Here is a 21,011-nt window from a genome sequence, read left to right as displayed (position 1 = left end):
GATCAGTGTCCGGGAAGCCGGGCGTTATGATGGAAATGGGGCTTTCGCGCAAGGCCCGCAAGACTAGTCGGCCCGGGCCGTCGCCGGACGGGCTGACATGGCATGGGTCGGATCATCCCCCGCAGCCGGGCCGGGATCATGACGTCGCGCCGACAGGCCGATGACCAGAGCCAGAAGGGTGAGGCCGGACGCCAGGATGAAGGGCGCCCCCGGGAAGGTGACCGCAGCTTCTTCTTCGGAGAAATGCGAAAAGATGCGCGACATCACCAGCGGACCGATGATCATCGACAGGCTTTGCAAGGAGGTCATCGCGCCCTGCAGTTCGCCCTGCGCATTCGGCGGCACGATGCGGGACATGACCCCTTGAAGGGCCGGCTGGCCGATGCCGCCAAGGGCCGCAAACATGATGATGGCGTACACCATCCATCCGGCCGTCGCGAGACCGTACAGCGCATAAGCCGCAACGGCGAGAATGAGCGATAGCGTGATCGCGCGCCATTCACCCAGTTTCGGTACCAGGATGCGCGTCAGCCCACCCTGCACCAGGGCGGACGAGAAACCGACCGCCATCAGGGACAAACCGATCTCGCGCGGCCCCCAGCCGAATTTGAAATCCGTGTAGTAGGACCAGATGGCCGGGTAGACCGAGTGGCCCAGCAGCATCAGGAAAATGGCAAACATCAGCACCAGGACGGCCGGATATTTGCGCATTTGCATGAGCGAGCCGAGCGGATTGGCCCGCCGGATGTCAAACTTGCGACGGTTTTCCGGCTTGAGCGTCTCGGGCAGAACGATCAGGCCATAAACAAGATTGGCACCGGCCAGGATAGCGGCGGCGAAGAAGGGCGCTCGCGGGCCGAAATTATCGCCGAGGAATCCGCCGATGGCCGGTCCCAGCGTAAACCCGACCCCGAAGGCCGCACCGATCAGGCCGAAGCGCGCTGCCCGCTTCTCGATGGGCGTGATATCCGCCACAAAGGCGTTGGCCGTTGAGTAGCTGGCGCCGAACAGACCGGCGAGAATGCGGCCCACCAGCAGGAGCCAGAACTCCGGCGCGAAGCCCATGATGATGTAGTCGATGGTGAACCCGGTCAGTGCGGCCAGCAGGACGGGCTTTCGCCCGAACCGGTCGGACAGACCACCGACGATCGGCGCGAAGACAAATTGCATCCCCGCATAGGAGACCATCAGCCAGGCGCCGAGAATGGCGGCGTCGTCCGCCTGCAGTCCGGTCAGCTCCTCGATCAGTTCCGGCATGACCGGAATGATCAGGCCGAAGCCGATCATGTCGATCAACACCGTGACGAAGATGAATATGATCGCGTGCTTGCCGGGCTGGCGGGCAGACATGGCGGCTCCTCGGGGGAGGCCGGGACGCTCAGTCCTCGGCGCTCTTCAGGGGCACGCCGTAAAGCTCGAGGCGGTGATCGACAAGCTTGTAACCCAGCTTGCGGGCGATCGCTTCCTGGAGCGCTTCGATCTCTTCATTGACGAATTCGACGACTTCGCCTGATTTCAGGTCGATCAGATGGTCGTGATGCTCGTCGCCGACCTCTTCATAACGCGACCTTCCGTCGCGGAAGTCGTGACGCTCGATAATGCCGGCTTCCTCGAACAGGCGGACCGTGCGGTAGACCGTGGCGAGGGAAATCCGGGAATCCTCGGCCGCCGCGCGACGGTGCAATTCCTCGGCATCGGGATGGTCGTCCGAAGCCGACAGGACCCGGGCAATGACGCGACGCTGGTCGGTCATGCGAAGGCCTTTGGCGACACAGAGCTTCTCGATACGGTCCGGCATGGGCGTCTTCCTTGTCTATGCGTTCACAGATAGGCGGTCACGCCCCATCCTGTCCACTTCCCGGCAGTGTTTTTTCCAGCACGAGCGCGTCCGTGCCGTCGCCATAATAGCCCCGGCGCAGGCCCACCCGGCTGAAACCCTGCCGCTCATAGAGCGCCCGCGCGGCGGTGTTCTGTGTGGAGACCTCCAGAAACACACGCGACACGCCGCTGTCAGCAAGCGAAGCCTCCATCGCCGCCATCAGGGTCCGGCCGACGCCGGAGCGGCGGGCATCGGGGTTCACCGCAATGGTCAGGATTTCCGCCTCGTCGAGCGCGATGCGCACCAGGACGAAGCCGGCGAGCCCTGCACCGGTCGACACGGACAGGCCCAGTGTGGACGGCATGTGGAGCAGGGAGGCAAACTCCGCTTCCGGCCAGGGTCGATCGAAACTGCGAGCGTGCACACGCGCCAGCCGCGCCGCCGAAGCCACGCTGATGCGCTCGACTTGAAGGCTCACGCGGGCTCCAGCCCGCCCGGCAATTTCGCATCAGGCGGCCGGGCATAGAAGGGGGAGGGTTTGTCGGTCTGCGGATCTGCCAGACCGGCACAGTCGAGCAGAGCCGAGAGGTCAAGGCTTTCGATCCCGGTGCGGGACAGACCCGCCGGGGCCAGCAAGTCACTGGCCGATCCGGCGAGCCGGGCCTCGGCAGGGGCGAGTTCCGGCAGGCGGGTCAGGGCCTCGTCCAGAGGCAGGCGCTGAGGGTCGGAGGGCGTTTCACCATCACTCGCCCAAACCTGGAGCACGACTTCACCGCGCTTGGCATCATGGGCCACGATCAGCGGCGCATCGGTCCCGGCCTGGTGCGCCATCACGACGAGATTGGAGACGCCAACAGCCTCGGCCTGGCAGGCCAGGGCCAGACCCCGGGCGAAAGCGGTTGCCACCCTTGTGCCGGCAAAACTGCCCGGGCCCGTCGCCACGGCGATACGGTCCAGCTGAGCCGGGGCCAGCCCGGCCTCGGCCAGCAGGTCCCGGACCATGGGCGCCAGACGTTCCGCATGACCCCGCCCGATCCGCTCGCTGACCAGACGATCGGCCGCGCCCGGCTGGCGCAGGGCGACGGAACAGTCCGGACCGGTCGTATCGATGGCAAGCAGGTTCATGCCTGCCCTTTAGAGGATTTTCGCGGCCTCGTCGAAGTCCAGGCGCGGCAGGCGCGGGAAAAGCCGCGTTGTGGTGCCATAGCCCAGATTGATCAGGATATCGGACCGCCAGGTTTTCATGTCCGGTTCGTCCAGGAAGAAGGCCTCATCCACCTTGTCCGGGTCGAACCCGGTCATGGCGCCGGTATCCAGGCCCAGCGCGCGGGCGGCGATGATCAGATAGGCCGCCTGCAGAACCGAATTGCGCTTGCCATTGGCCAGCGTCGATTCCGGCGAAGTGAACCATTCACGCGCATCCGGATTGTGCGGCATGAGCTGCGGAACCTTGTCATAGAATTCCGTGTCCCAGGCCAGCACGACGGTGAGCGGGGCCTTCATCGTCTTCTCGCGATTGCCCTCGCTCAGCGACGGTTCCAGGCGCGCCTTGGCTTCCGGCGACTGCACGAAGAGGAAACGCGCTGGCGAAGAGTTGGCACTCGTCGGCCCCATGCGCAGCGTATTGTAGAGCGTCTTGATCGTGTCTTCGGATACGGGCGTGTCGGCAAAGTCGTTATAGGTCCGCGCTTCGGTCAGGATCTGCTTCAGCGCGTCCTGCGGAATGGGATCATTATGGGTCGGCTTTTCGGTGAGCTCTGCGGTCATCGCGGCCTCCATCAAAGGTGTTTCTGTTGCCAGAGGAGATAAAGCCTCGGCAATCCAAAGAGAATTGCTGATCTGGAAAAAGTCTTGAGCCGGGCGCGCCGCTTACTCGACGGCTTCCACGCCCCGGATTTCCGGAATGTAGTGCTTCAGCAGATTTTCGATCCCGGCCTTCAGCGTCATGGTCGAGGACGGGCAGCCGGCGCAGGCGCCGCGCATTTTCAGCCGCACCACTCCGCTGTCGGCGAGATAGGAATGGAAGAGAATGTCGCCGCCATCATTGGCCACGGCCGGGCGGACGCGCGTATCGATCAGGTCGATAATCTCGCGAATGACATCGGCATTGGCCCCGTCATCCTCGAAACCCGCATGCCCGCTTTCACCCGGACCATCCTCCACGATCGGCTGGCCGGACTGCAGACCATCCATGATGGCACCGAGCAGGAAGGGCTTGATATGGTCCCAGTCGAAATCATCGGTCTTGGTGACGGCGATGAAATCCTCGCCGAAAAACACACCACTCACCCCGTCGATCAGGAAGAGGTCGGCGGCCAGTGGGGATGCATCAGCATCCTCGGCGCTTTCGAACTCGCGCGGGGCGTTCGGCGAAATCTCCCGCCCGGGCAGGAATTTCAGCGTATTCGGATTGGGCGTGGCTTCGGTCTGGATAAACATGGATCGGGCCTCCTGATGCGCGATGTGGCGCGAGATGGCGGTCAGATCAACCTTTCACCGCGTGCGGGTATCAGACGAGGGCGTCGATTTCGTCCGTTTCCATGTCGCCGGGAACCACGGTGACCGGAACAGCGCGGCTGGAGAACAAGCCCTTGCCCCGGGCCAGCGCCGAGACCAGCGGTCCCGGCCCGTCACTGGCCTTGGCGGCGGCCAGGACCAGAAGGGAGATCAACGGATCCTCGTCCAGCAACTGGCTCAGCACATCCCGGATATCGCCCTCGCGGAGCAGCAGCTCCGGACGCTCTCCGGTGACGGCCTCGGCATCTTCCGCCATGGATTCCAGCAGGGTTTCAGCCGCCGTTTCCGCTTCGCGCTTGGCGGTTTCGGCCACGCCGATCCAGTGATTGAAGTCGGAGGGCTGGTGTGTGGCGAGGATCGACACATGCGCGCCGGTCGCCTGCGCCCGGCGGGCGGCGAAATAGAGCGCCGTGCGGCTCTCCGTGCTGTCGTCGGCAATGACGAGGAATTTGCGATTGCTCTGCGGCATGTGATCCGAGTTTGGCGACTTGCTGGCGACTCGTCCAGCAAATGCTGTTAAGCCGCCTGCGTTGGGGAGGCACAGATATGGTCACACACACGGATCGCCGCAATATCCGGTCCCGCACCTTGCAGTTCTCGATCACGGATGACGCCCTTGTCTGGCGCACCGAGGACGGCGAATGGGGCGGTGACATGCCGCTGGACCAGATCCGCCAGGTCCGTCTCCAGGTGGAGATGGCGGGCAAGGCCAGCCAGGTCGTCTGCCGGGTGAGTGATGCGGACGGCCAGGAAGCCGTGTTCGGCTCCATGTGCTTTGACCGCCCCGGCGTGTGGACCCCGACAGCCGACACATTTGCGCCCTTCCTGAAAGCCCTGCACACGGCCCTCGCCCCGCATGACCACCAGATCGCCTATCGCGAAGGCGCGTCTCTGGGCTTTCGCATCATCATGTTCGGTCTGGGCTTCATCCTGGCGGCGATCAGTGTGGCCGGACTGGCCATCATAGCGGGCAATCAGGAGAACCCGATGGGCCTGCTCCTGATCGGCGGCATCGGCGCCGGCGGCTGGCTGATGTGGATGTTCCTGCCCAAACGGCCCGCCCCCTATGATCCGGCGCTCTACCGGCCGGAAAAAGGGACTGAAACCGGACCGGGCTAGTCGACCTCGGGCGCGGACAGGCCGACAGCGAAGCGGACCGGAACCTCACCAGCGCGTTCAAACAACAGCACACCGTCCACGGTCTCGCCGGCAACTACCGGGTCGAGGCCGAACACCATCAGGTGCAGACCGCCCGGCGCAAAGACCAGCGTATCGCCGGCGTCCAGGCGCTGCGGCCCGACGGCGCGCATCTGCATCATGCCCTGATCATTCATCGTGTGACCGTGCAGCTCGACCGAGTCCGCCCCGGTGACGGAGGCCGAAACCAGCCGGTCCGCTGCGCCTTCGGCGAGCGTCGCCGTGAAATAGGCTGCGGTGACATCCCGGCCCTGCGGATGCGGACGCATCCAGGCCGCCGACACTGCGACCACCGGCATGACGCCATCATCGGGAAGCGGGGTCTGTTCGGTCTCGGCCATGTCATGGCCCATGGAGCCGTGATCCATGGTGCCGGTATCACCGGCCATCACGGCCTCGTCCTCGGTGCCGCCACAGGCGGTCAGGAACAGGGCGGCGGAAAGAAGCAGGGCTGTACGCATGTCAGTCTCCGGAATGGGGTGATGAGGCATAGCCCGGGCGGACCGACCGGGCCATGCGACATCGGGTCATGCGTGCCAGAAACCGATGGTCTTCTTGGTTTCCTCGACGATCGGGTCGGCCACCGCGCGGGCCCGTTCGCTGCCCTTGGCCAGGATGCGGTCGATCTCGGCCTTGTCGGAGATCAAGCGGCGGAACTCGTCGGAGATCGGCGCCAGATATTCCACGGCAACATCGGCCAGGGCCGGCTTGAAGGCCCCGAAACCCTGACCGCCGAACTCGGCGAGGACCTCGGCCTTCGTCTTGGAAGACAGGGCGGCATAAATGCCGACGAGGTTATTGGCTTCCGGACGATCGGCCAGACCGGCTTCCTCGGAGGGAAGCGGTTCCGGATCGGTCTTCGCCTTCTTAATCTTGCGGGCGATCGTGTCGGCATCATCTTCCAGATTGATGCGCGAATTGTCCGACACGTCCGACTTGGACATTTTCGACGACCCGTCCCGCAGGCTCATGATGCGCGCCCCCGGCCCCTGGATCACAGGATCGGTGAGCGGGAAGATCGCTTCGCCGTCGCCATAATCGCGGTTGAAGCGAGCCGCGATGTCCCGGCACAATTCCAGATGCTGTTTCTGGTCCTCGCCGACCGGCACATGGGTGGCCTTGTAGACCAGGATGTCCGCCGCCTGCAGGACCGGATAGGTGAACAGGCCGACCGAGGCGCGTTCCTTGTCCTTGCCCGCCTTGTCCTTGAACTGGGTCATGCGTTCCAGCCAGCCCAGACGCGCCACGCAGTTGAAGATCCAGGCCAGTTCGGCATGGGCCGGGACGGCAGACTGGGCGAAGATCGTGCTCTTCTCCGGATCAACACCGGCCGCAATGTAGGCGGCCGCCGCGGCGCGGACCGCATCCGGCAGGGTGGCCGGATCGTGCGGCATGGTGATCGCGTGCATGTCGACCACGCAGTAGAAGCAGTCCTGGCTGCCATCTTCCTGCAGCGACACCCAGTTCTTCAGCGCCCCGAGATAATTGCCGAGATGCAGGCGACCGGTCGGCTGCATGCCGGACAGGACGCGTTGCGGACCTTTGTAGTCGGTGGGCGTTTCACTCATGGGACAGGCCTTGCTGAATAAATGTGGAAAGGCGTGTTACCCAGCCCGGCGCTTGGCTTCAAGAGCGCTTGAGCGCGCCGCGCACCTCGGAAATCCGCAGGGCACCGGTCAGCAGGGAGGCGAGACCGAAGACGGCGAGGCCGGCCAGACAGGTCACAAGCAGGGTCACAAGCCGGGAATCGAGCAGGAAGGGCATGAGCTGATCGGCATGCCGGTCGGCGAAAAACAGGAAGACGCCCATGCCGACACAGGCCAGGGCAATCCGCGGCAAACGGCTGAGCAGGCGTGCATCCGGGTCCAGCAAGCCGCGCCGGCGCAGGGTGTAGGCGAGGAGCAGCGTATTCACCCAGCCGGCCACCGATGTGGCAATCGCCAGCCCGGCAAAGCCCAGCGGTCCGAAGAACAGGCCCAGGCCCAGCGCCAGATTGATCACCACGCCCACGGTCGCGAACTTCATCGGCGTCACCGTGTCCTCACGGGCAAAGAAGCCCGGCGACAAGACCTTGATCAGGACGAAGGCCGGCAGGCCCACGGCAAAGGCCGTCAACGCCTGACCCACCATCAGGGCGTCCGCATGGGTGAAGGCGTCCCGCTGATACACGCCTTCGGCAATGAAGACCGGGATCACACCCAACGCGACCGCCGCCGGCAGGGTCAGCGCCATGGAAATCTCCAACGCCCGGTTCATGGCATTGCTGGCCGCCTGCATGTCGCCGGCCTTGAGGCGTCCCGTCAGGGTCGGCAAAAGCACGACCCCCATGGCAATCCCCACCACGCCCAGCGGCAGCTGGTAGAGCCGGTCGGCGAAATAGAGCCAGGAACGCGCGCCGGCTTCGATCGTCGCGATCGAGGAGGTCACCAGGATGTTGATCTGGGTCACACCGGCCGCCAGGGCGCCGGGCACGCCCAGAACAATCAGCCGCCGGACATCCGGCGTCAGTCGGGGGAGCTGGAAGCGCAGCCGGATGCCGGTCGCCCGGCAGGCCGCGTAGAGCCAGAAAAGCTGGGCCAGGCCCGACACGGTAATGCCGACGGAAAGATGCAGCGTCAGGTCTTCCCCGGACGCCGGAGAGAACCAGAGCACACCAACCAGCGTGAGATTCAGCAACATCGGCGCGGCGGCCGCGACGGCGAATTTGCCATGCGAGTTCAGAACACCGCTGATCATGGCGCTGAGCGACATCATGAACAGATAGGGCATGGTGATCTGGGTCAGCAGTACGGCCAGCTGGAAAATGTCCGGCTCACCCACAAACCCCGGCCCCAGCAGATACATCAGCCACGGCATCACCAATTGCGCCCCGACGACCAGGACCAGCATGGCCGTCATCAGCATGGAGGCGACATCCCGGGCGAATTTCTGGGCGTCGGTCAGGCCCTCGCCTTCCAGCTTGCCGGCATAGAGCGGCACGAAGGCGGAGTTGAAAGCCCCCTCGGCGAAAATCCGGCGGAAGAGATTGGGAAACTGGAACGCCGTCAGGAAGGCGTCGGTAATGGGGCCTGCCCCCAGCGCCCGCGCCAGGAAAATCTCGCGCACAAGACCGAGAAGCCGGCTGCCCAGGGTCATGACGCCGACAACGGCCGAGGATCTCAAAAGACGCATACCTACCTCAGAACGCTGGCCTTGGCCCGCGCAATGCCGCGCTGGGCGGCTTTCTCGTCAAAGGCGGTCTCGCCTTCGCTGAACACGGCCAGAAGACCCGTCTTGATCCGCTCGGTGATGGTCTCATCCTCAAGCTTTTTCCCGTTATGGGTGACATAGAACACGTCCGTCGCGCGTTCACCATAGCCATCGATCTGGGCGGAGGTCAGGGCGACCCCTTCATCGGCCAGGACGTCGGCCAGATCGGCCAGCAGACCCGGCCGGTCGCGGCCCGAGGCCTCGATCACAGTGGCGTTCTCGGCAATCTCGTTGGACAGGGTCACGGCCGGGGTTACCCGGAAGGCGGCATCGCGGCGAGCCAGCGGACCGCCACCCCGGCGGCGGACGGCCAAATCGCCCGTCGCCACTTCGCGCAGATAGGCGACCAGGGCCTGGCGGCGGAGCTCATCCTGCTGGCCATAGGGCTGGCCGGCTGCGTCCTGGATATAAAACACGTCGAAGACCTGGCCGGAGACGGTCGTGTTGATGGTGGCGCCCACCACATCGGCGCCCATTTCCGCGAAGGCTGCCACCAGGTCGGCGAAGACCCGGTTCCGGTCCGGCGACCAGATCATGACCTCGGTCGCCGACCGGCGGCGGTCGACGCGCACCCCGGCCGAGGTGGTTTCGCCCTTTTCCCAGGCGTGGCGGACGAAGGCGGCGTGCCGGAACCGGTCTTCCGGGCCAAAGGAAACCCAGTATGTGTCCGGCAGTTCGGCGACCCACCAGGCGGCAAAATCCGGGTTCAGGCGTTCCAGGCGCGGCCGGATCCGGTCACGCTCGGCCTGGGCCTTGTCGGCCAGACCCTGGCGGGCCGCTTCCAAGGCATCACCATCTGTGGCCAGCACGGTTTCCGTGGCGGCATAAAGATCGCGGATCAGCTGCGCCTTCCAGCCATTCCAAACACCCGGCCCGACCGCCCGGATATCCACCACGGTCAGCACGGTGAGCAGACGCAGACGCTCCAGCGAGCCCATGGCGGCCGCAAAATCGGCGACGGTACGCGGATCGGACAGGTCACGGCGCTGGGCCGTGTCGCTGAGCAGGAGGTGCGAGCGGATCAGCCAGGCGACCAGCTCGCTCTCCTGATGGCCCAGACCGAGGCGTTCGCAGGCGGTCAGGGCCCGCAGCGCGCCTTCCACACACTGGTCGCCAGCGCCCTTGCCCGTGTCATGCAGCAGGACGGCCAGGTGCAGGGCGCGCCGGTTCTGGATCAGCGGCGTGATGCGGGTGGAGAGCGGGTGCTCCTCCGGGTGCAGCCCATCCTCGATCTCGCGCAGGAAGCCGAGCGCCTGCAGTGTGTGCTCATCCACCGTATAGCGGTGATACATGTTGAACTGGGTGCGCGCGACGATATCGCCGAATTCCGGGATATAGCGGCCCAGCACGCCCGCCTCGGTCATCATGCGCAGCACGGCCATCGGTGCCGGGGCGTCCAGAAGGACCGCGAAGAAGGCCCGCGCCGCCCGCGGGTCACGGCGGAAATCATCATCGATGAAGTGCAGGGTCCGGCCGATCCGCGCCACGGCTTCCGGATGCATGTCCAGCCGGCGCGAGGCGGCCACGTGGAAGAAGCGCATGATCCGCACCGGTTCTTCGCGGATCTGGGTGGCGTGGGCAAAGTCCAGCCGCCCGTCCCGCACGATGAATTCGGCCACATCAGCCTCTTCATCCGCTTCCATGCTCGGCGGCAGGAAACGGGCCAGGCCTTTCGGCTTGGACTTCCAGGCATCAGCTTCCAGCTTGGCGCAGACCAGGCGGGTCAGGGCGCCGACATCCATGGCGGTGCGAAAATAGCGGCGCATGAAGCGTTCGACACCGCTCTCGGACTCGCCATCCTCGAAGCCCATCCGCGCGGCGATTTCCGGCTGCAGGTCGAAGGCGAGCTTCTCATCCTTGCCGCCGGACAGCTCGTGCAGGTGGAAACGGACCGTCCAGAAGAAATCATCGGCTGCGACGTATTTGTCGACATCCTCGACCGAGAGCAGGCGTGTTCCGACCCAGCGCTCGAAGGCATCGGCACCGTAGAGGAATTGCGCCAGCCAGCGCATCAGCTGGAGGTCCCGCAAACCGCCCTTGCCGGACTTCAGATGCGGTTCGACCGTATAGCGTGAGCGGCCGGCCTTCTCGATACGGGCATCCCGTTCGCGCAGCTTGGCTTCCACGAAGCCCTGAAGGTCCCCGGCCACGACTTCCTCGCGGAAGCGCAGGGCCAGGGACTGGGTCTGCATTTCGTCACCGGCCAGATGCTTCAGGGAGAGCAGGGCCGTGCGTTCCGAGGCATCCTCACGCGTCAGGTCGAGGGTCTCGTCAATCGAACGGCAAGCCCCGCCGCCGACATCGATCTTGAGGTCCCACAGCGCGTAGAGAACCTGCTGCAGGAAGGCATCCGTCTTGGGATTCTCGCCATCCGGCTTGATCAGGAGAAGATCGACATCCGAGGACGGCGCCAACTCCCCCGCCCCGAAACCGCCCAGCGCACACAGCGCCACACCGGCGGAACCCTCCGGGTCCGATGAGGCCATGGAATCAAACAGGGCGTGCAGGCAGACACTCATCCCGTCGGCCAGGGTCTGGGCCGCGGCAGCGCCCCCGCCCTGTCCGGACAGGCGGGCAAAGGCCTGCTCGCGGAACCGGTCGAGCGACGCTTTCACCCGGCCGAGCCCGGCCTGGCGGGCGGCGGGCGATGACCAGCCATCCTGGGCCAGGACAGCGGCCAGTTCCGCCCTCAGTTTCAGGGCGTCGAGCGAGGCAGGCAGGACGGAGCGGGTCATATCGGGGCCAATCTAGTGTGGGCAGCTCAGTGCGTCACGTCTTCTTGGTCAGGCCTTTGAGCTCATAGACCAGGTCCAGGGCTTCGCGCGGCGACAGCCCGTCCGCATCAACATGGCCCAGCCTTTCCTCCACAGCGGAAACCAGCGGTTCCGGCTCCGGTTCGGCGACTGCGAAGAGCGGCAAGGTATCGAGGGCGGCGGAGGGCGCATTGTCCGATTCCAGCCGCTTCAGGATGGACTGGGCCCGGCTGACCGCCTTGCGTGGCAGCCCGGCCCGGCGCGCCACCTCGATCCCGTAGGACCGGTCGGCCGCGCCCGGCCCGACCTCGTGCAGGAAGACCAGCTCACCTTTCCACTCCTTGGCCTTGAGCGAGGCATTGCCCGCCGCATCCAGGTCCTCGGCCAACCGGGTCAGCTCGTGATAATGGGTCGCGAACAGGGCGCGGCACTGATTGATCTCATGGAGATGCTCCGCCGCCGCCCAGGCAATGGACAGCCCGTCAAACGTCGCCGTACCGCGGCCGATCTCGTCGAGAATGACAAAACTGCGCGGCGTGGCCTGGTTCAGGATCGCCGCCGTCTCGATCATCTCCGCCATGAAGGTGGACCGGCCGCGGGCCAGGTCGTCCGCCGCGCCAACGCGCGAATAGAGCCGGTCGGCAATACCGATTTCCGCCGCTTCGGCGGGCACATAGCAACCAGCTTGGGCCAGCATAAGAATGAGGGCGTTCTGACGCAGATAGGTCGACTTACCCGCCATGTTGGGACCCGTAATAAAGGTCAAACGGGGCGCATTTTCCCCCGATCCATCCAGTTGGCAGGAATTGGGCGTGAACCGGCCCTCACCGTTTCGCTCGAGCGAGCGCTCGACCACGGGATGGCGCCCGCCGGTGATCGAAAACGTAAATGAATCGTTAACTTGTGGCCGGCAGGCTTGGGTCTCCTCGGCCCATTCCGCCAGCGCCGCCGTGACATCAAATTCTGCCAAAGCCCGCGCTGCTGCCCGAATGGGCGCGGTTTGCGCTTCCACGCGATCGCGCAATTGGGCAAACGCCTCGATCTCCATCGCCAGAGCCCGTTCCGCGGCGCTCGCGATCTTGGATTCCAGCTCCGCCAGCTCGGTCGTAGTGAAACGCACGGCATTGGCCATGGTCTGACGGTGGATGAAGCTGTCATCCCCCATCAGCGTGTCGGCATGCTTGGCGGTCACTTCGACGAAATAGCCCAGCACATTATTGTGCTTCACCTTCAGCCCGGACACGCCGGAGGCTTCCGCGTAGGTCTGCTGCAGCCCGGCCACGATGCGGCGCGAGGCGTCGCGCAATTGCCGGGTCTCGTCGAGCGCCGGCAGCCAGCCCTCGGCGATGAAGCCGCCATCACGCGCCAGCAGGGGCGGCTCATCCACCACGGCGCGTTCCAGATCCTGGACCATTTCCGCCAGCTCGGCCTTGTCGGCCAGGGTCAGCGCCGCGAGCGCCGCCCGCATCAGCTCCGGTGGCGTATCCAGTTTCTCGTCCAGCAGGCGCGAGGCAATCGCCTCACCCTCCAGCAGCGCACCGGACAGGGATTTGAGATCCCGCGGACCACCCCGGCCCAGCAGGAGACGGGACAGGGCACGTTCCGCATCACCCGCCGTGCGCAAACGGTCCCGCAAGTCGCGGCGCGCCGGCGCCTCGCGTTCGAACCAGGCGATCGCGTCCAGTCGCGCCTCGATCTGTTTCGCATCGGTCAGCGGGCGGGCCAGGCGTTCCGCCAGTCCCCGTGCGCCCGGCGCTGTCACCGTGCGGTCGATCGCATCCAGCAGGGAGCCCTTCCGCTCTCCTGACAATGTCCTGTCAATTTCCAGACTGGCGCGGGTAGCGGGGTCAATCGCCAGAACACTGCCCTCGCGGGCCTGGCGCGGCGGGGCGAGCTTGGCCGGGGCCCCTGCCTGGGACAGGGCCAGATAGTCCAGCAAGGCCCCCAGCGCCGAGCGCTCCGCCTTGGAGAAATCGCCGAAGGCGGTGAGTTCCTGCACGCCGAACTGGGCTTTCAACTGCCGCTCGGCCGAGGCCACATCGAACTTGGCCCGGGGCAGGGGTGTCAGCGTGGTGCGCTGGGTGAAACCGGCGGCCTCACCGAACTGGCTTTCCTCGACCAAAAGCTCCGCCGGGCTCATCGCCGCCAGCTCGGCGGCCACGGTCTGGGCCGACACCGCCGACACCATGAATTCCCCGGTCGAGACCTCGGCCCAGGCAATGGCGGCCTCGCCACTGGCCAGACGGGCCAGGGCGGCAATCCGGTTGGAGGATCGCGGATCGAGCAGGCTGTCCTCGGTCAGCGTGCCGGGCGTGACCACACGCGTGATCTCGCGCCGGACCACGGCCTTGGACCCGCCGCGCGCCTTGGCCGCCTTGGGATCCTCGGTCTGCTCGCCGACCGCGACCTTGAAACCGGCCTTGATCAGACGGGCCAGATAGGCCTCCGCCGTCGCCGCGGGAACGCCGCACATGGGGATGGGTTCGCCCTGGTGCTCGCCCCGCTTGGTCAGGGCGATATCCAGTGCCGCCGCCGCCCGCACCGCATCGTCGAAGAAGAGCTCGTAGAAATCCCCCATGCGGTAGAAGAGCAGGGCATCCGCCGGAGCCTGGCCGCGCAGGTCGAGGAATTGCTCCATCATGGGCGTGGCCCCTTCCGCAGACGGAAAGGTGCGATCAGCCGGAATCGGGAGCGTGGTGTGGGCGTTCATGGCGCGGACGGTGGCGAGGTTTCGTGTTGCGTGCAAGGGTAGGAAGCGGCTAAGGCCCTAGACAACACATTCCTTCACGAAAAACGGGGAAATCCGGGGATGAACGACAGAACCAGCCCAGTCGAAGACCAAGAAGCGCTCGCCTTTCACAAGGACCCCGTGCCCGGCAAGCTGGCCCTCTCCCCGACCAAACCCATGGCCACCCAGCGTGACCTCTCCCTGGCCTACAGCCCGGGCGTGGCCGCACCGGTGAAAGCCATCGCCGAGAACCCGGACGCCGTCTACGACTATACGTCCAAGGGAAACATGGTCGCCGTGATCTCCAACGGCACCGCCATTCTGGGCCTGGGCAATCTGGGCGCCCCGGCCTCCAAGCCCGTGATGGAAGGCAAGGCCGTCCTGTTCAAACGCTTTGCCGATCTCGACGCGGTCGATATCGAGGTGGAAGAGGAAGACGCCGAGGCTTTCATCGAATGCGTCAAACGCATCGGCAACACGTTCGGTGGCATCAATCTGGAGGACATCAAGGCGCCGGAAAGCTTCATTGTCGAACAGCGTCTGCGTGAGCTCCTCGATGTGCCGGTTTTCCATGACGACCAGCACGGCACCGCCATCATCTCCGCTGCCGGCATCATCAATGCCTGCCATCTGACCAACCGAAAGATGGAAGACCTGCGTGTCGTTGTGAACGGCGCCGGCGCGGCCGGCATCGCGGTGCTGGAACTGCTCAAGGCCATGGGCGTGAAGCATGAGAACGCCCTCCTGTGCGACAGCAAGGGCGTCATCCATCCCGGCCGCGACGGGCTGAACCAGTGGAAGGCCGCCCACGCCGTGGAAACCGACCGCCGCACCCTGGCCGAAGCCGTGGACGGGGCGGACTGCTTTCTCGGCCTGTCGGTCGCCGGCGCCCTGAACCAGGACATGGTCAAGACGATGGCCAAGGACCCGATCATCTTCGCCATGGCCAATCCGGACCCGGAAATCTCGCCGGAAGATGCCCGCGCCGTGCGCGAGGACGCCATCATCGCCACGGGCCGGTCCGATTACCCCAACCAGGTCAACAACGTCCTCGGCTTCCCCTATATCTTCCGCGGTGCGCTGGATGTGCGCGCCCGGACCATCAATGAAGAGATGAAGATCGCCGCCGCCCAGGCCCTGGCGGCCCTGGCCAAGGAAGACGTGCCGGACGAGGTGGCCGCCGCCTATCACGGCAATCGCCCCAGTTTCGGCCGCGACTACATCATCCCCTCGCCCTTCGATCCGCGCCTGATCCATTTCGTGCCGCCCTATGTGGCCCAGGCCGCCATGGATACCGGTGTGGCGCGCAAGCCGATTGCCGACATGTCGGCCTATCGCGCCTCCCTGGCCCGTCGCCTCGATCCCACCGCCGCCCTGCTGCAGCGTATCCAGGGTGCGGTGATGGGCCATGGCCGCCGGATTGTCTTCGCCGAAGGTGAGGAACCCTCGGTGATCCGCGCCGCCTATGCCTTCCAGAACCAGGAATTGGGCAAGGCTGTCCTGGTGGGCCGCGAAGAGATCACGCGCGCCAACATGCACCTGGTCGGGGTGCCGGAAGATGCGATCGAGATCGTCAATGCACGCCTCTCCGACCGCAATGCGGACTATGCCGATTTCCTCTATGAGCGTCTGCAGCGTCAGGGCTATCTGCGCCGCGACGTGCAGCGCCTGGTCAATAATGACCGGAATGTCTTCTCCGCCTGCATGGTCAAGCTGGGCGATGCCGACGGCATGGTGACGGGCACCACCCGCTCCTACGCCGCGGCCCTGTCCGATGTCTCCCTCGTGCTCGACCCGGCCGAGGGTCAGCGCGTCATGGGCATGTCGATCGCCCTGGCCAAGAACCGCACCCTGTTCATCGCCGACACGAATATCGCGGAATTCCCGGACAGCGAGGCCCTGGCCGACATTGCCGAGGAAACCGCCGCAACCGCCAAGGGCTTCGGCTTCACCCCGCGCGTCGCCTTCCTGTCCTATTCCACCTTCGGCAATCCGTCCGGCCAGCGTTCGGAGAAACTCCAGGAGGCCGTGCGGCTGCTGGACGAGCGCAAGGTCGATTTCGAATATGAGGGCGAGATGAATGTCGATGTGGCGCTCGATCCGTCACACCGTTTCCTCTACCCCTTCTCGCGCCTGAAGGGCCCGGCCAATGTCCTGGTCATGCCGGCCATCCACGCCGCCTCCATCGCCACCAAACTGCTGCGCGTGGCGGGCGGGGCAACCGTGATCGGCCCGATGCTGGTTGGGGTGGAAAAGCCGGTCCAGATCGCCCGACTGGGCGCCTCGGTCAGCGAGATCACCACCCTCGCCGCCCTCGCCGCCTACGACCCGGAAAAACACGAGGTCGAAACGCCGATGGTGGCGGAGTAGGGGTCAGGCCCTGCGGGTCGGCCCGGTCGTCAGTCCACGGTTTCGCGTTCGGCGAATTTGAATTCGCCCTTCGCGGCCTTGGGGCCGAACAGGATCACCACGACCAGCAGAATGGCGGCCGGAATGGTCCAGGCTGCGGTGAGAACGAAGAACATCACCCAGCCGACCGCGTCCGCGAGCACGCCGGAGAATCCGGACAGGAATTTCGCGAACAGGGCGTAGAAGGAGCTGACCCAGGCATACTGGGTCGCCGCACTGGCCGGATCGACCAGGCTGGACAGATAGGCGATGAAGACCGTCGTCACGAATCCGCCGGCCAGATTGTCGCCCACGATTGCCACGAGCAGCTTCCAGCTCTCATCCGGCTGCGCCGTCGCGGCCAGCCAGGCATAGGCGCCATTGGTGACCAGCGTGATCACCAGCCCCACGATCAGCGCCCGCATCATGCCGATCCGCATCGCCGTCAGACCGCCGACGAACAGTCCGAACATGGTCGCGGCCAAGCCCGGACCGGCCTGGATGCCGCCGACCACAGCCCGGTCAAACTCCAGGTCGGAGTAGAGCGGCGAGGCCATGACACCCATGGTGAAGTCACTGATGCGATACAGCGAAATCAGCGCGACCACCGGGATGATCCACCAACCCAGTCGCGCGAAGAAATCCTTGAAGGGCTGCCAGACCGCCTTGGCGACCTTTACACCGAAACTGCCCTCCAGCGCGCGGCGCCCGGCCCCGGCCTTGGGTTCCTTCATGAAAAAGACGAGCACGGCGGAAATGGCCATGGCCGCCGCCATCACCAGGAATGAGACATGCCAGTTGGCCCATTCCGATATGGCCAGGCCCAGGCCCGACGTCATGTAGGCGACGCGATAGCCCAGCGAGTAGGCCGCCGCCATGTTCGCCTGGACATCATTGGGAGCCGATTCAATCCGCCAGGCATCAATGGCGACATCCAGCGTGGCCCCGGAATAGGCGAGCAGGAGCGCCGCAATGGCGATCGGCAAAAGGGTGAGAAGGGTTCGGTAGGCTGACAGGGCCTCGAAATGCTCGTCCTCATTCACGAGTGACAACAGGCGCCGGTATTCGGTTTCCGGGAGCTCGATCCGTTCCTCACCCTCAACCGTCATCACCGGGCTGACGGGATGAACCACTCCGGCCAGAACCTCGCCGGCATTCCGTTCCGGATCGGCTTCGGCCGCCGCGAGCGAGTCCAGCAGGACGTCATATTCCCCCGCTTCGATCTGCGCCAGACGGACACCGTTTTCGTCACGGCGATAGCTGGCCCCCGTCGGATCGGTCGTGGCCACGAAAACCAGCGCCAGAACAGTGCCGGTGATGGCAGTCACGATCCAGGATCGGCGCGCGCCGAGCAAACGGTGCAGGACCGGCAATTTCACCCGGTCAACGATCGGGGCCCACAGCCATTTCAACGTGTAGGCCAGCGTCACGAAATAGAAAAAGCCGATGGTGGACCGGTCAATACCGGCATCGCGGAGCCAGTAGGACAGTTTCTGGAACACCATGTAGAGCGGCAGGCCGGAGGCGAAACCGAGGATCAGCATGGAGAGCATGACCGGTGTGAAATAGACGGTCAGCGTCTGACGCCAGCTCGCGCCGCGCTGGGCAATACTATCGGCCATGTCCATGAAACTCCGGCGGGGCTGTTAAGACCCCATGCTGGCGCGGTTTTCCGTGCGGCACAAGTTAAGGAGAATTCGGGAAAGCTGGTCCGGGTCCAGGGGTTTGGAGAGGAATTCATCCATGCCTGCGTCCAGGCAGAGCTTGCGGTCGGCTTCCGACGCATTGGCAGTCAGCGCGATCAGGGGAAGGCGCAGGCCCTGACGGCGGGCTTCGCGGGCCACATCCGGACCATCCAGGCCGGGCATGCGCTGGTCCAGCAGTGCGGCATCGAATTCCTGCACGGCCAGGGCTTCCAGCGCGCTGTCGCCATCGGTCACCAGCATGACGGCGATGCCCAGATTTTCCAGGCACTTGCGGGCGATCAGGGCATTGACCGGATCATCCTCGGCGACCAGGAGGCACAGGCCCGACACATCCGGCTGGAAGGCCGGACGGCGTGTTGCTCCGGACTCCCGGTCTGCGGTTTCGACCGGCTCGGGCGCGCCCGGGGCCAGGCGTTCACACAGGGATTGGGCCCGTACGGGTTTGACGAACCAACCGTCTTCGGGGCGACGGCGGCGGGCCATGACTGCATCCTTCTCGGAGGGGCTGACCAAATGCCAGGTCCGCGCCGTATGGTCGTGCAGATCGACCCCGGTCCACCCGGAATCCATCAGGACATCCCGTTCGGCCAGATCCGCATCGCCCGGCTCGATCGCGTCATCGGGCCGGATCACCCGCACATCGGCGCCGAGTGCCTTCAATTGGTCGGTCAGACTCTGGCGCAGGATGCCGGACTCGGCCGCCACGGCCAGGCGGCGTCCGCGCAGCGCCTGCTCTTCGGCCTGGTCGAGAACCGGCAGGTCGAAGACGACCCAGAATTTCGCGCCGGCGCCCGGGCGGCTCTCCACGCCCATCTGGGATTCCATGGCTTCCACCAGGCGGCGGACCATGGCGAGGCCCAGACCGGCACCGCTTTCCGCGCCATTGCGCTCGGCGGCGCCGCGCTCGAAATGCTCGAAAAGCTTTTCCTGGTCGGCTTCGGAAATGCCCGGTCCGGTATCGCTGACCGAAATGGCCAGGCGGGGGCGGCCGTCCGGGGCCGGGGCGTCGGCCATATCAACGCGCACCCCGCCGGTGACGGTGAATTTGACGGCATTGCCGATCAGGTTGAACAGGATCTGCTTGATCCGGGCAGCATCGCCGCGGATGCGCCGGGGCGCCCCGCACGCCCGCACAACGCCCATTTCCAGTCCCTTCTCACGGGCGCGGGGGGCCGCCAGTTCGACCGTATCGCGCACCAGATCAAAAACATCGACCTCTTCCGGACGCAGATCCAGCTTTCCGGCTTCCAGACGGGATAGGTCGAGAATGTCATCCACCATCGCCAGGGCATGATCGGCCGAAACAGCGATGGAGCGGACATAGTCGGCCTGGTCCGGTCGCAGCGGTGTGGCATCCAGCAGGCGCGCCACGCCGAGCGTGCCGGCCAGCGGCGTGCGCAATTCATGGGTGACCGCGGCAAAGAAGAGGGATTTGGCCCTCTGGGAGGCCTCCAGATCTTCATGAGCTTCGCGGCGACGGGTGACATCGCGGCCGACGGAGATCACCCCGCCCTCATCCGGCAACAAGCGCTCATCCCATTCGATCCAGAGCGGGCCCGACCGGGTCCGCATCAGCATTTCATAGCGGCGCGAACCGGCCTCGCCGACGGGCGGCGCGACGGAGAACCAGCGCCCGATCCAATCGGTGCGTTCGCCGCCAAAGGCGGCAAGAAAGGCGGAATTGACGTATAGAACGCGGCCATTCTGCCCCCGGACCAGAATAAGCTCTCCGGTCGCATCCAGTGCAGTCAGCAGCCAGTCTTCCGGCCGCGCCGCCGGAGCGCCGTGCGGACGCAAGTGCACGGGTCCCGCCCGGCCTGCCCCCGGCGCGCCGTCCGCCCCGTCGCGTTTATCAAGATCATCCCGTGACATGTCAGGCATTTGTCTAGCAGACAGCCGTTAACGAAGCGTCGTTGCAGGCGGGGTCGGCCCGCACCGTTCAAGCCCCACCACTCAGGTCCCATTTCTCGGGCCCCAACACTCCGGCCCCTCCGCTCAGACCACCGGCTGACCCTGGCTGGAGGCGGTGGCGCTGACCAGACCGCGACGGCTGGCAAGGGCTTCGGCGATATGGATCCGGCGCACCGCATCCTGCCCCTCCAGATCGGCGATCGTGCGGGCGACGCGCAGGATGCGGTGATAGGAGCGGGCGGTGAGGTTCTGGGACAGGGCCGCCTCGCGCAGCAGGGCCTCCCCGGCCCGGTCCGGCGCGGCGACATGATCCAGCACATCCGTGGGCATGTGCGCATTGAGAAAGCCACGCTCCAATTGGCCTTCCCGCGCCCCGGCGATCCGCGCGGCCACCTCCGCCGAGCCCTCCACGGGCGGCGGCAGGGCCAGATCGGCGGGCGTCACCGGCGGCACATAGATTTGCAGATCAATCCGGTCGAGCATGGGCCCGGAAATCCGCGCCTGGTAGTCGCTGGCACATCGCGGCCCGCGTCGGCAGGACTGGCCATCCGTCCCGCCCCCGCCACAGCGGCAGGGATTCATCGCGGCAATGAGCTGGAAACGCGCCGGATAGGCGATATGGGCATTGGCCCGCGCCACGGTGATGGACCCGGTCTCCAGGGGCTGGCGCAAACTGTCGAGCACCTGGGGATGGAATTCCGGCATTATGTAGCATTTGCACAATAAAAAGAGTACAGAATCCC

Annotated in this window: 16 protein-coding genes and 1 pseudogene; 2 read left to right on the top strand and 15 right to left on the bottom strand. The window is 65.4% G+C overall.

Annotation, left to right across the window (positions count from 1 at the left end):
- Positions 1-63 precede the first annotated feature (63 nt).
- The 7 genes from FCS99_RS04735 to FCS99_RS04705 all read right to left on the bottom strand — a co-directional run bounded on the left by FCS99_RS04735 (position 64) and on the right by FCS99_RS04705 (position 4,805).
- Positions 64-1,350 carry a TCR/Tet family MFS transporter gene (locus FCS99_RS04735; RefSeq protein ID WP_138510922.1) on the bottom strand — a complete coding sequence of 429 codons (1,287 nt, stop codon included), beginning with the start codon at positions 1,348-1,350 and terminating at the stop codon, positions 64-66.
- Between the two features lie 28 nt (positions 1,351-1,378).
- The gene (locus FCS99_RS04730; RefSeq protein ID WP_138510921.1) at positions 1,379-1,798 is read right to left on the bottom strand and encodes a Fur family transcriptional regulator; all 420 of its coding nucleotides are present in this window, start codon (positions 1,796-1,798) and stop codon (positions 1,379-1,381) included.
- Positions 1,799-1,835: 37 nt separating this feature from the next.
- The gene (gene rimI / locus FCS99_RS04725) at positions 1,836-2,297 is read right to left on the bottom strand and encodes a ribosomal protein S18-alanine N-acetyltransferase (protein WP_233352663.1); all 462 of its coding nucleotides are present in this window, start codon (positions 2,295-2,297) and stop codon (positions 1,836-1,838) included.
- Entirely contained in the window at positions 2,294-2,944 is a 651-nt protein-coding gene (gene tsaB / locus FCS99_RS04720) for a tRNA (adenosine(37)-N6)-threonylcarbamoyltransferase complex dimerization subunit type 1 TsaB (protein WP_138510920.1), read from the bottom strand. Before tsaB ends, rimI begins: the two co-directional genes overlap by 4 nt.
- 9 nt (positions 2,945-2,953) lie before the next feature.
- Entirely contained in the window at positions 2,954-3,586 is a 633-nt protein-coding gene (locus FCS99_RS04715) for a malonic semialdehyde reductase (protein WP_138510919.1), read from the bottom strand.
- A 102-nt stretch (positions 3,587-3,688) separates the two neighbouring features.
- Positions 3,689-4,258: a NifU family protein gene (locus tag FCS99_RS04710; RefSeq protein ID WP_138510918.1), complete on the bottom strand. Its 570-nt coding sequence runs from the start codon at positions 4,256-4,258 to the stop codon at positions 3,689-3,691.
- A gap of 70 nt (positions 4,259-4,328) precedes the next feature.
- Entirely contained in the window at positions 4,329-4,805 is a 477-nt protein-coding gene (locus tag FCS99_RS04705) for a universal stress protein (protein ID WP_138510917.1), read from the bottom strand.
- Positions 4,806-4,882: 77 nt separating this feature from the next.
- Here FCS99_RS04705 and FCS99_RS04700 point away from each other — a divergent pair, with 77 nt between their 5' ends.
- Complete coding sequence (locus tag FCS99_RS04700) at positions 4,883-5,455, top strand: hypothetical protein (protein ID WP_138510916.1); 573 nt, start codon at positions 4,883-4,885, stop codon at positions 5,453-5,455.
- On the opposite strand, the gene FCS99_RS04695 is transcribed toward FCS99_RS04700, so the two are convergent.
- The 5 genes from FCS99_RS04695 to mutS form a co-directional block, all read right to left on the bottom strand.
- Positions 5,452-5,994 carry a copper chaperone PCu(A)C gene (locus FCS99_RS04695; RefSeq protein ID WP_171036238.1) on the bottom strand — a complete coding sequence of 181 codons (543 nt, stop codon included), beginning with the start codon at positions 5,992-5,994 and terminating at the stop codon, positions 5,452-5,454. The two genes, FCS99_RS04700 and FCS99_RS04695, sit on opposite strands and share 4 nt — an antisense overlap.
- 66 nt (positions 5,995-6,060) lie before the next feature.
- Positions 6,061-7,101, bottom strand: a complete 1,041-nt coding sequence (gene trpS / locus FCS99_RS04690) for a tryptophan--tRNA ligase (RefSeq protein WP_138510914.1) — start codon at positions 7,099-7,101, stop codon at positions 6,061-6,063.
- A gap of 58 nt (positions 7,102-7,159) precedes the next feature.
- Positions 7,160-8,704, bottom strand: coding sequence for a murein biosynthesis integral membrane protein MurJ (gene murJ, locus FCS99_RS04685; RefSeq protein WP_138510913.1), 1,545 nt, complete (start codon positions 8,702-8,704; stop codon positions 7,160-7,162).
- A gap of 2 nt (positions 8,705-8,706) precedes the next feature.
- Entirely contained in the window at positions 8,707-11,517 is a 2,811-nt protein-coding gene (gene glnD / locus FCS99_RS04680; RefSeq protein WP_138510912.1) for a [protein-PII] uridylyltransferase, read from the bottom strand.
- Between the two features lie 34 nt (positions 11,518-11,551).
- The gene (mutS, locus tag FCS99_RS04675; protein ID WP_138510911.1) at positions 11,552-14,245 is read right to left on the bottom strand and encodes a DNA mismatch repair protein MutS; all 2,694 of its coding nucleotides are present in this window, start codon (positions 14,243-14,245) and stop codon (positions 11,552-11,554) included.
- Positions 14,246-14,344: 99 nt separating this feature from the next.
- Here mutS and FCS99_RS04670 point away from each other — a divergent pair, with 99 nt between their 5' ends.
- Entirely contained in the window at positions 14,345-16,633 is a 2,289-nt protein-coding gene (locus tag FCS99_RS04670) for an NADP-dependent malic enzyme (RefSeq protein WP_138510910.1), read from the top strand.
- 29 nt (positions 16,634-16,662) lie between these two features.
- Here FCS99_RS04670 and FCS99_RS04665 read toward each other — a convergent pair whose 3' ends face one another.
- The 3 genes and pseudogenes from FCS99_RS04665 to FCS99_RS04655 all read right to left on the bottom strand — a co-directional run.
- A complete protein-coding gene (locus FCS99_RS04665) occupies positions 16,663-18,273 on the bottom strand; it encodes an MFS transporter (protein ID WP_138510909.1) in 1,611 nt (536 codons plus the stop codon).
- 24 nt (positions 18,274-18,297) lie between these two features.
- Positions 18,298-20,160: an ATP-binding protein gene (locus FCS99_RS04660; protein ID WP_233352661.1), complete on the bottom strand. Its 1,863-nt coding sequence runs from the start codon at positions 20,158-20,160 to the stop codon at positions 18,298-18,300.
- 192 nt (positions 20,161-20,352) lie between these two features.
- Positions 20,353-20,973 (bottom strand): annotated as a pseudogene (locus FCS99_RS04655) (ATP-binding protein); the annotation flags it as partial.
- Positions 20,974-21,011 lie beyond the last annotated feature (38 nt).

It is taken from the genome of Maricaulis alexandrii (genome assembly GCF_005871165.1).
Classification (GTDB): Bacteria; Pseudomonadota; Alphaproteobacteria; order Caulobacterales; family Maricaulaceae; genus Maricaulis; species Maricaulis alexandrii.
The sequence above is the reverse complement of the archived record's forward strand: the minus strand, read 5'-3'. Positions and strand labels throughout refer to the sequence as shown.

Excerpts from the sequence above, each read along its gene's own strand:
- FCS99_RS04735 (WP_138510922.1), bottom strand. The coding sequence starts at position 1,350 with ATGTCTGCCCGCCAGCCCGGCAAGCACGCGATCATATTCATCTTCGTC.
- FCS99_RS04730 (WP_138510921.1), bottom strand. The coding sequence starts at position 1,798 with ATGCCGGACCGTATCGAGAAGCTCTGTGTCGCCAAAGGCCTTCGCATG.
- tsaB (WP_138510920.1), bottom strand. The coding sequence starts at position 2,944 with ATGAACCTGCTTGCCATCGATACGACCGGTCCGGACTGTTCCGTCGCC.
- FCS99_RS04715 (WP_138510919.1), bottom strand. The coding sequence starts at position 3,586 with ATGACCGCAGAGCTCACCGAAAAGCCGACCCATAATGATCCCATTCCG.
- FCS99_RS04710 (WP_138510918.1), bottom strand. The coding sequence starts at position 4,258 with ATGTTTATCCAGACCGAAGCCACGCCCAATCCGAATACGCTGAAATTC.
- FCS99_RS04705 (WP_138510917.1), bottom strand. The coding sequence starts at position 4,805 with ATGCCGCAGAGCAATCGCAAATTCCTCGTCATTGCCGACGACAGCACG.
- FCS99_RS04700 (WP_138510916.1), top strand. The coding sequence starts at position 4,883 with ATGGTCACACACACGGATCGCCGCAATATCCGGTCCCGCACCTTGCAG.
- FCS99_RS04695 (WP_171036238.1), bottom strand. The coding sequence starts at position 5,994 with ATGCGTACAGCCCTGCTTCTTTCCGCCGCCCTGTTCCTGACCGCCTGT.
- trpS (WP_138510914.1), bottom strand. The coding sequence starts at position 7,101 with ATGAGTGAAACGCCCACCGACTACAAAGGTCCGCAACGCGTCCTGTCC.
- murJ (WP_138510913.1), bottom strand. The coding sequence starts at position 8,704 with ATGCGTCTTTTGAGATCCTCGGCCGTTGTCGGCGTCATGACCCTGGGC.
- glnD (WP_138510912.1), bottom strand. The coding sequence starts at position 11,517 with ATGACCCGCTCCGTCCTGCCTGCCTCGCTCGACGCCCTGAAACTGAGG.
- mutS (WP_138510911.1), bottom strand. The coding sequence starts at position 14,245 with ATGAACGCCCACACCACGCTCCCGATTCCGGCTGATCGCACCTTTCCG.
- FCS99_RS04670 (WP_138510910.1), top strand. The coding sequence starts at position 14,345 with ATGAACGACAGAACCAGCCCAGTCGAAGACCAAGAAGCGCTCGCCTTT.
- FCS99_RS04665 (WP_138510909.1), bottom strand. The coding sequence starts at position 18,273 with ATGGCCGATAGTATTGCCCAGCGCGGCGCGAGCTGGCGTCAGACGCTG.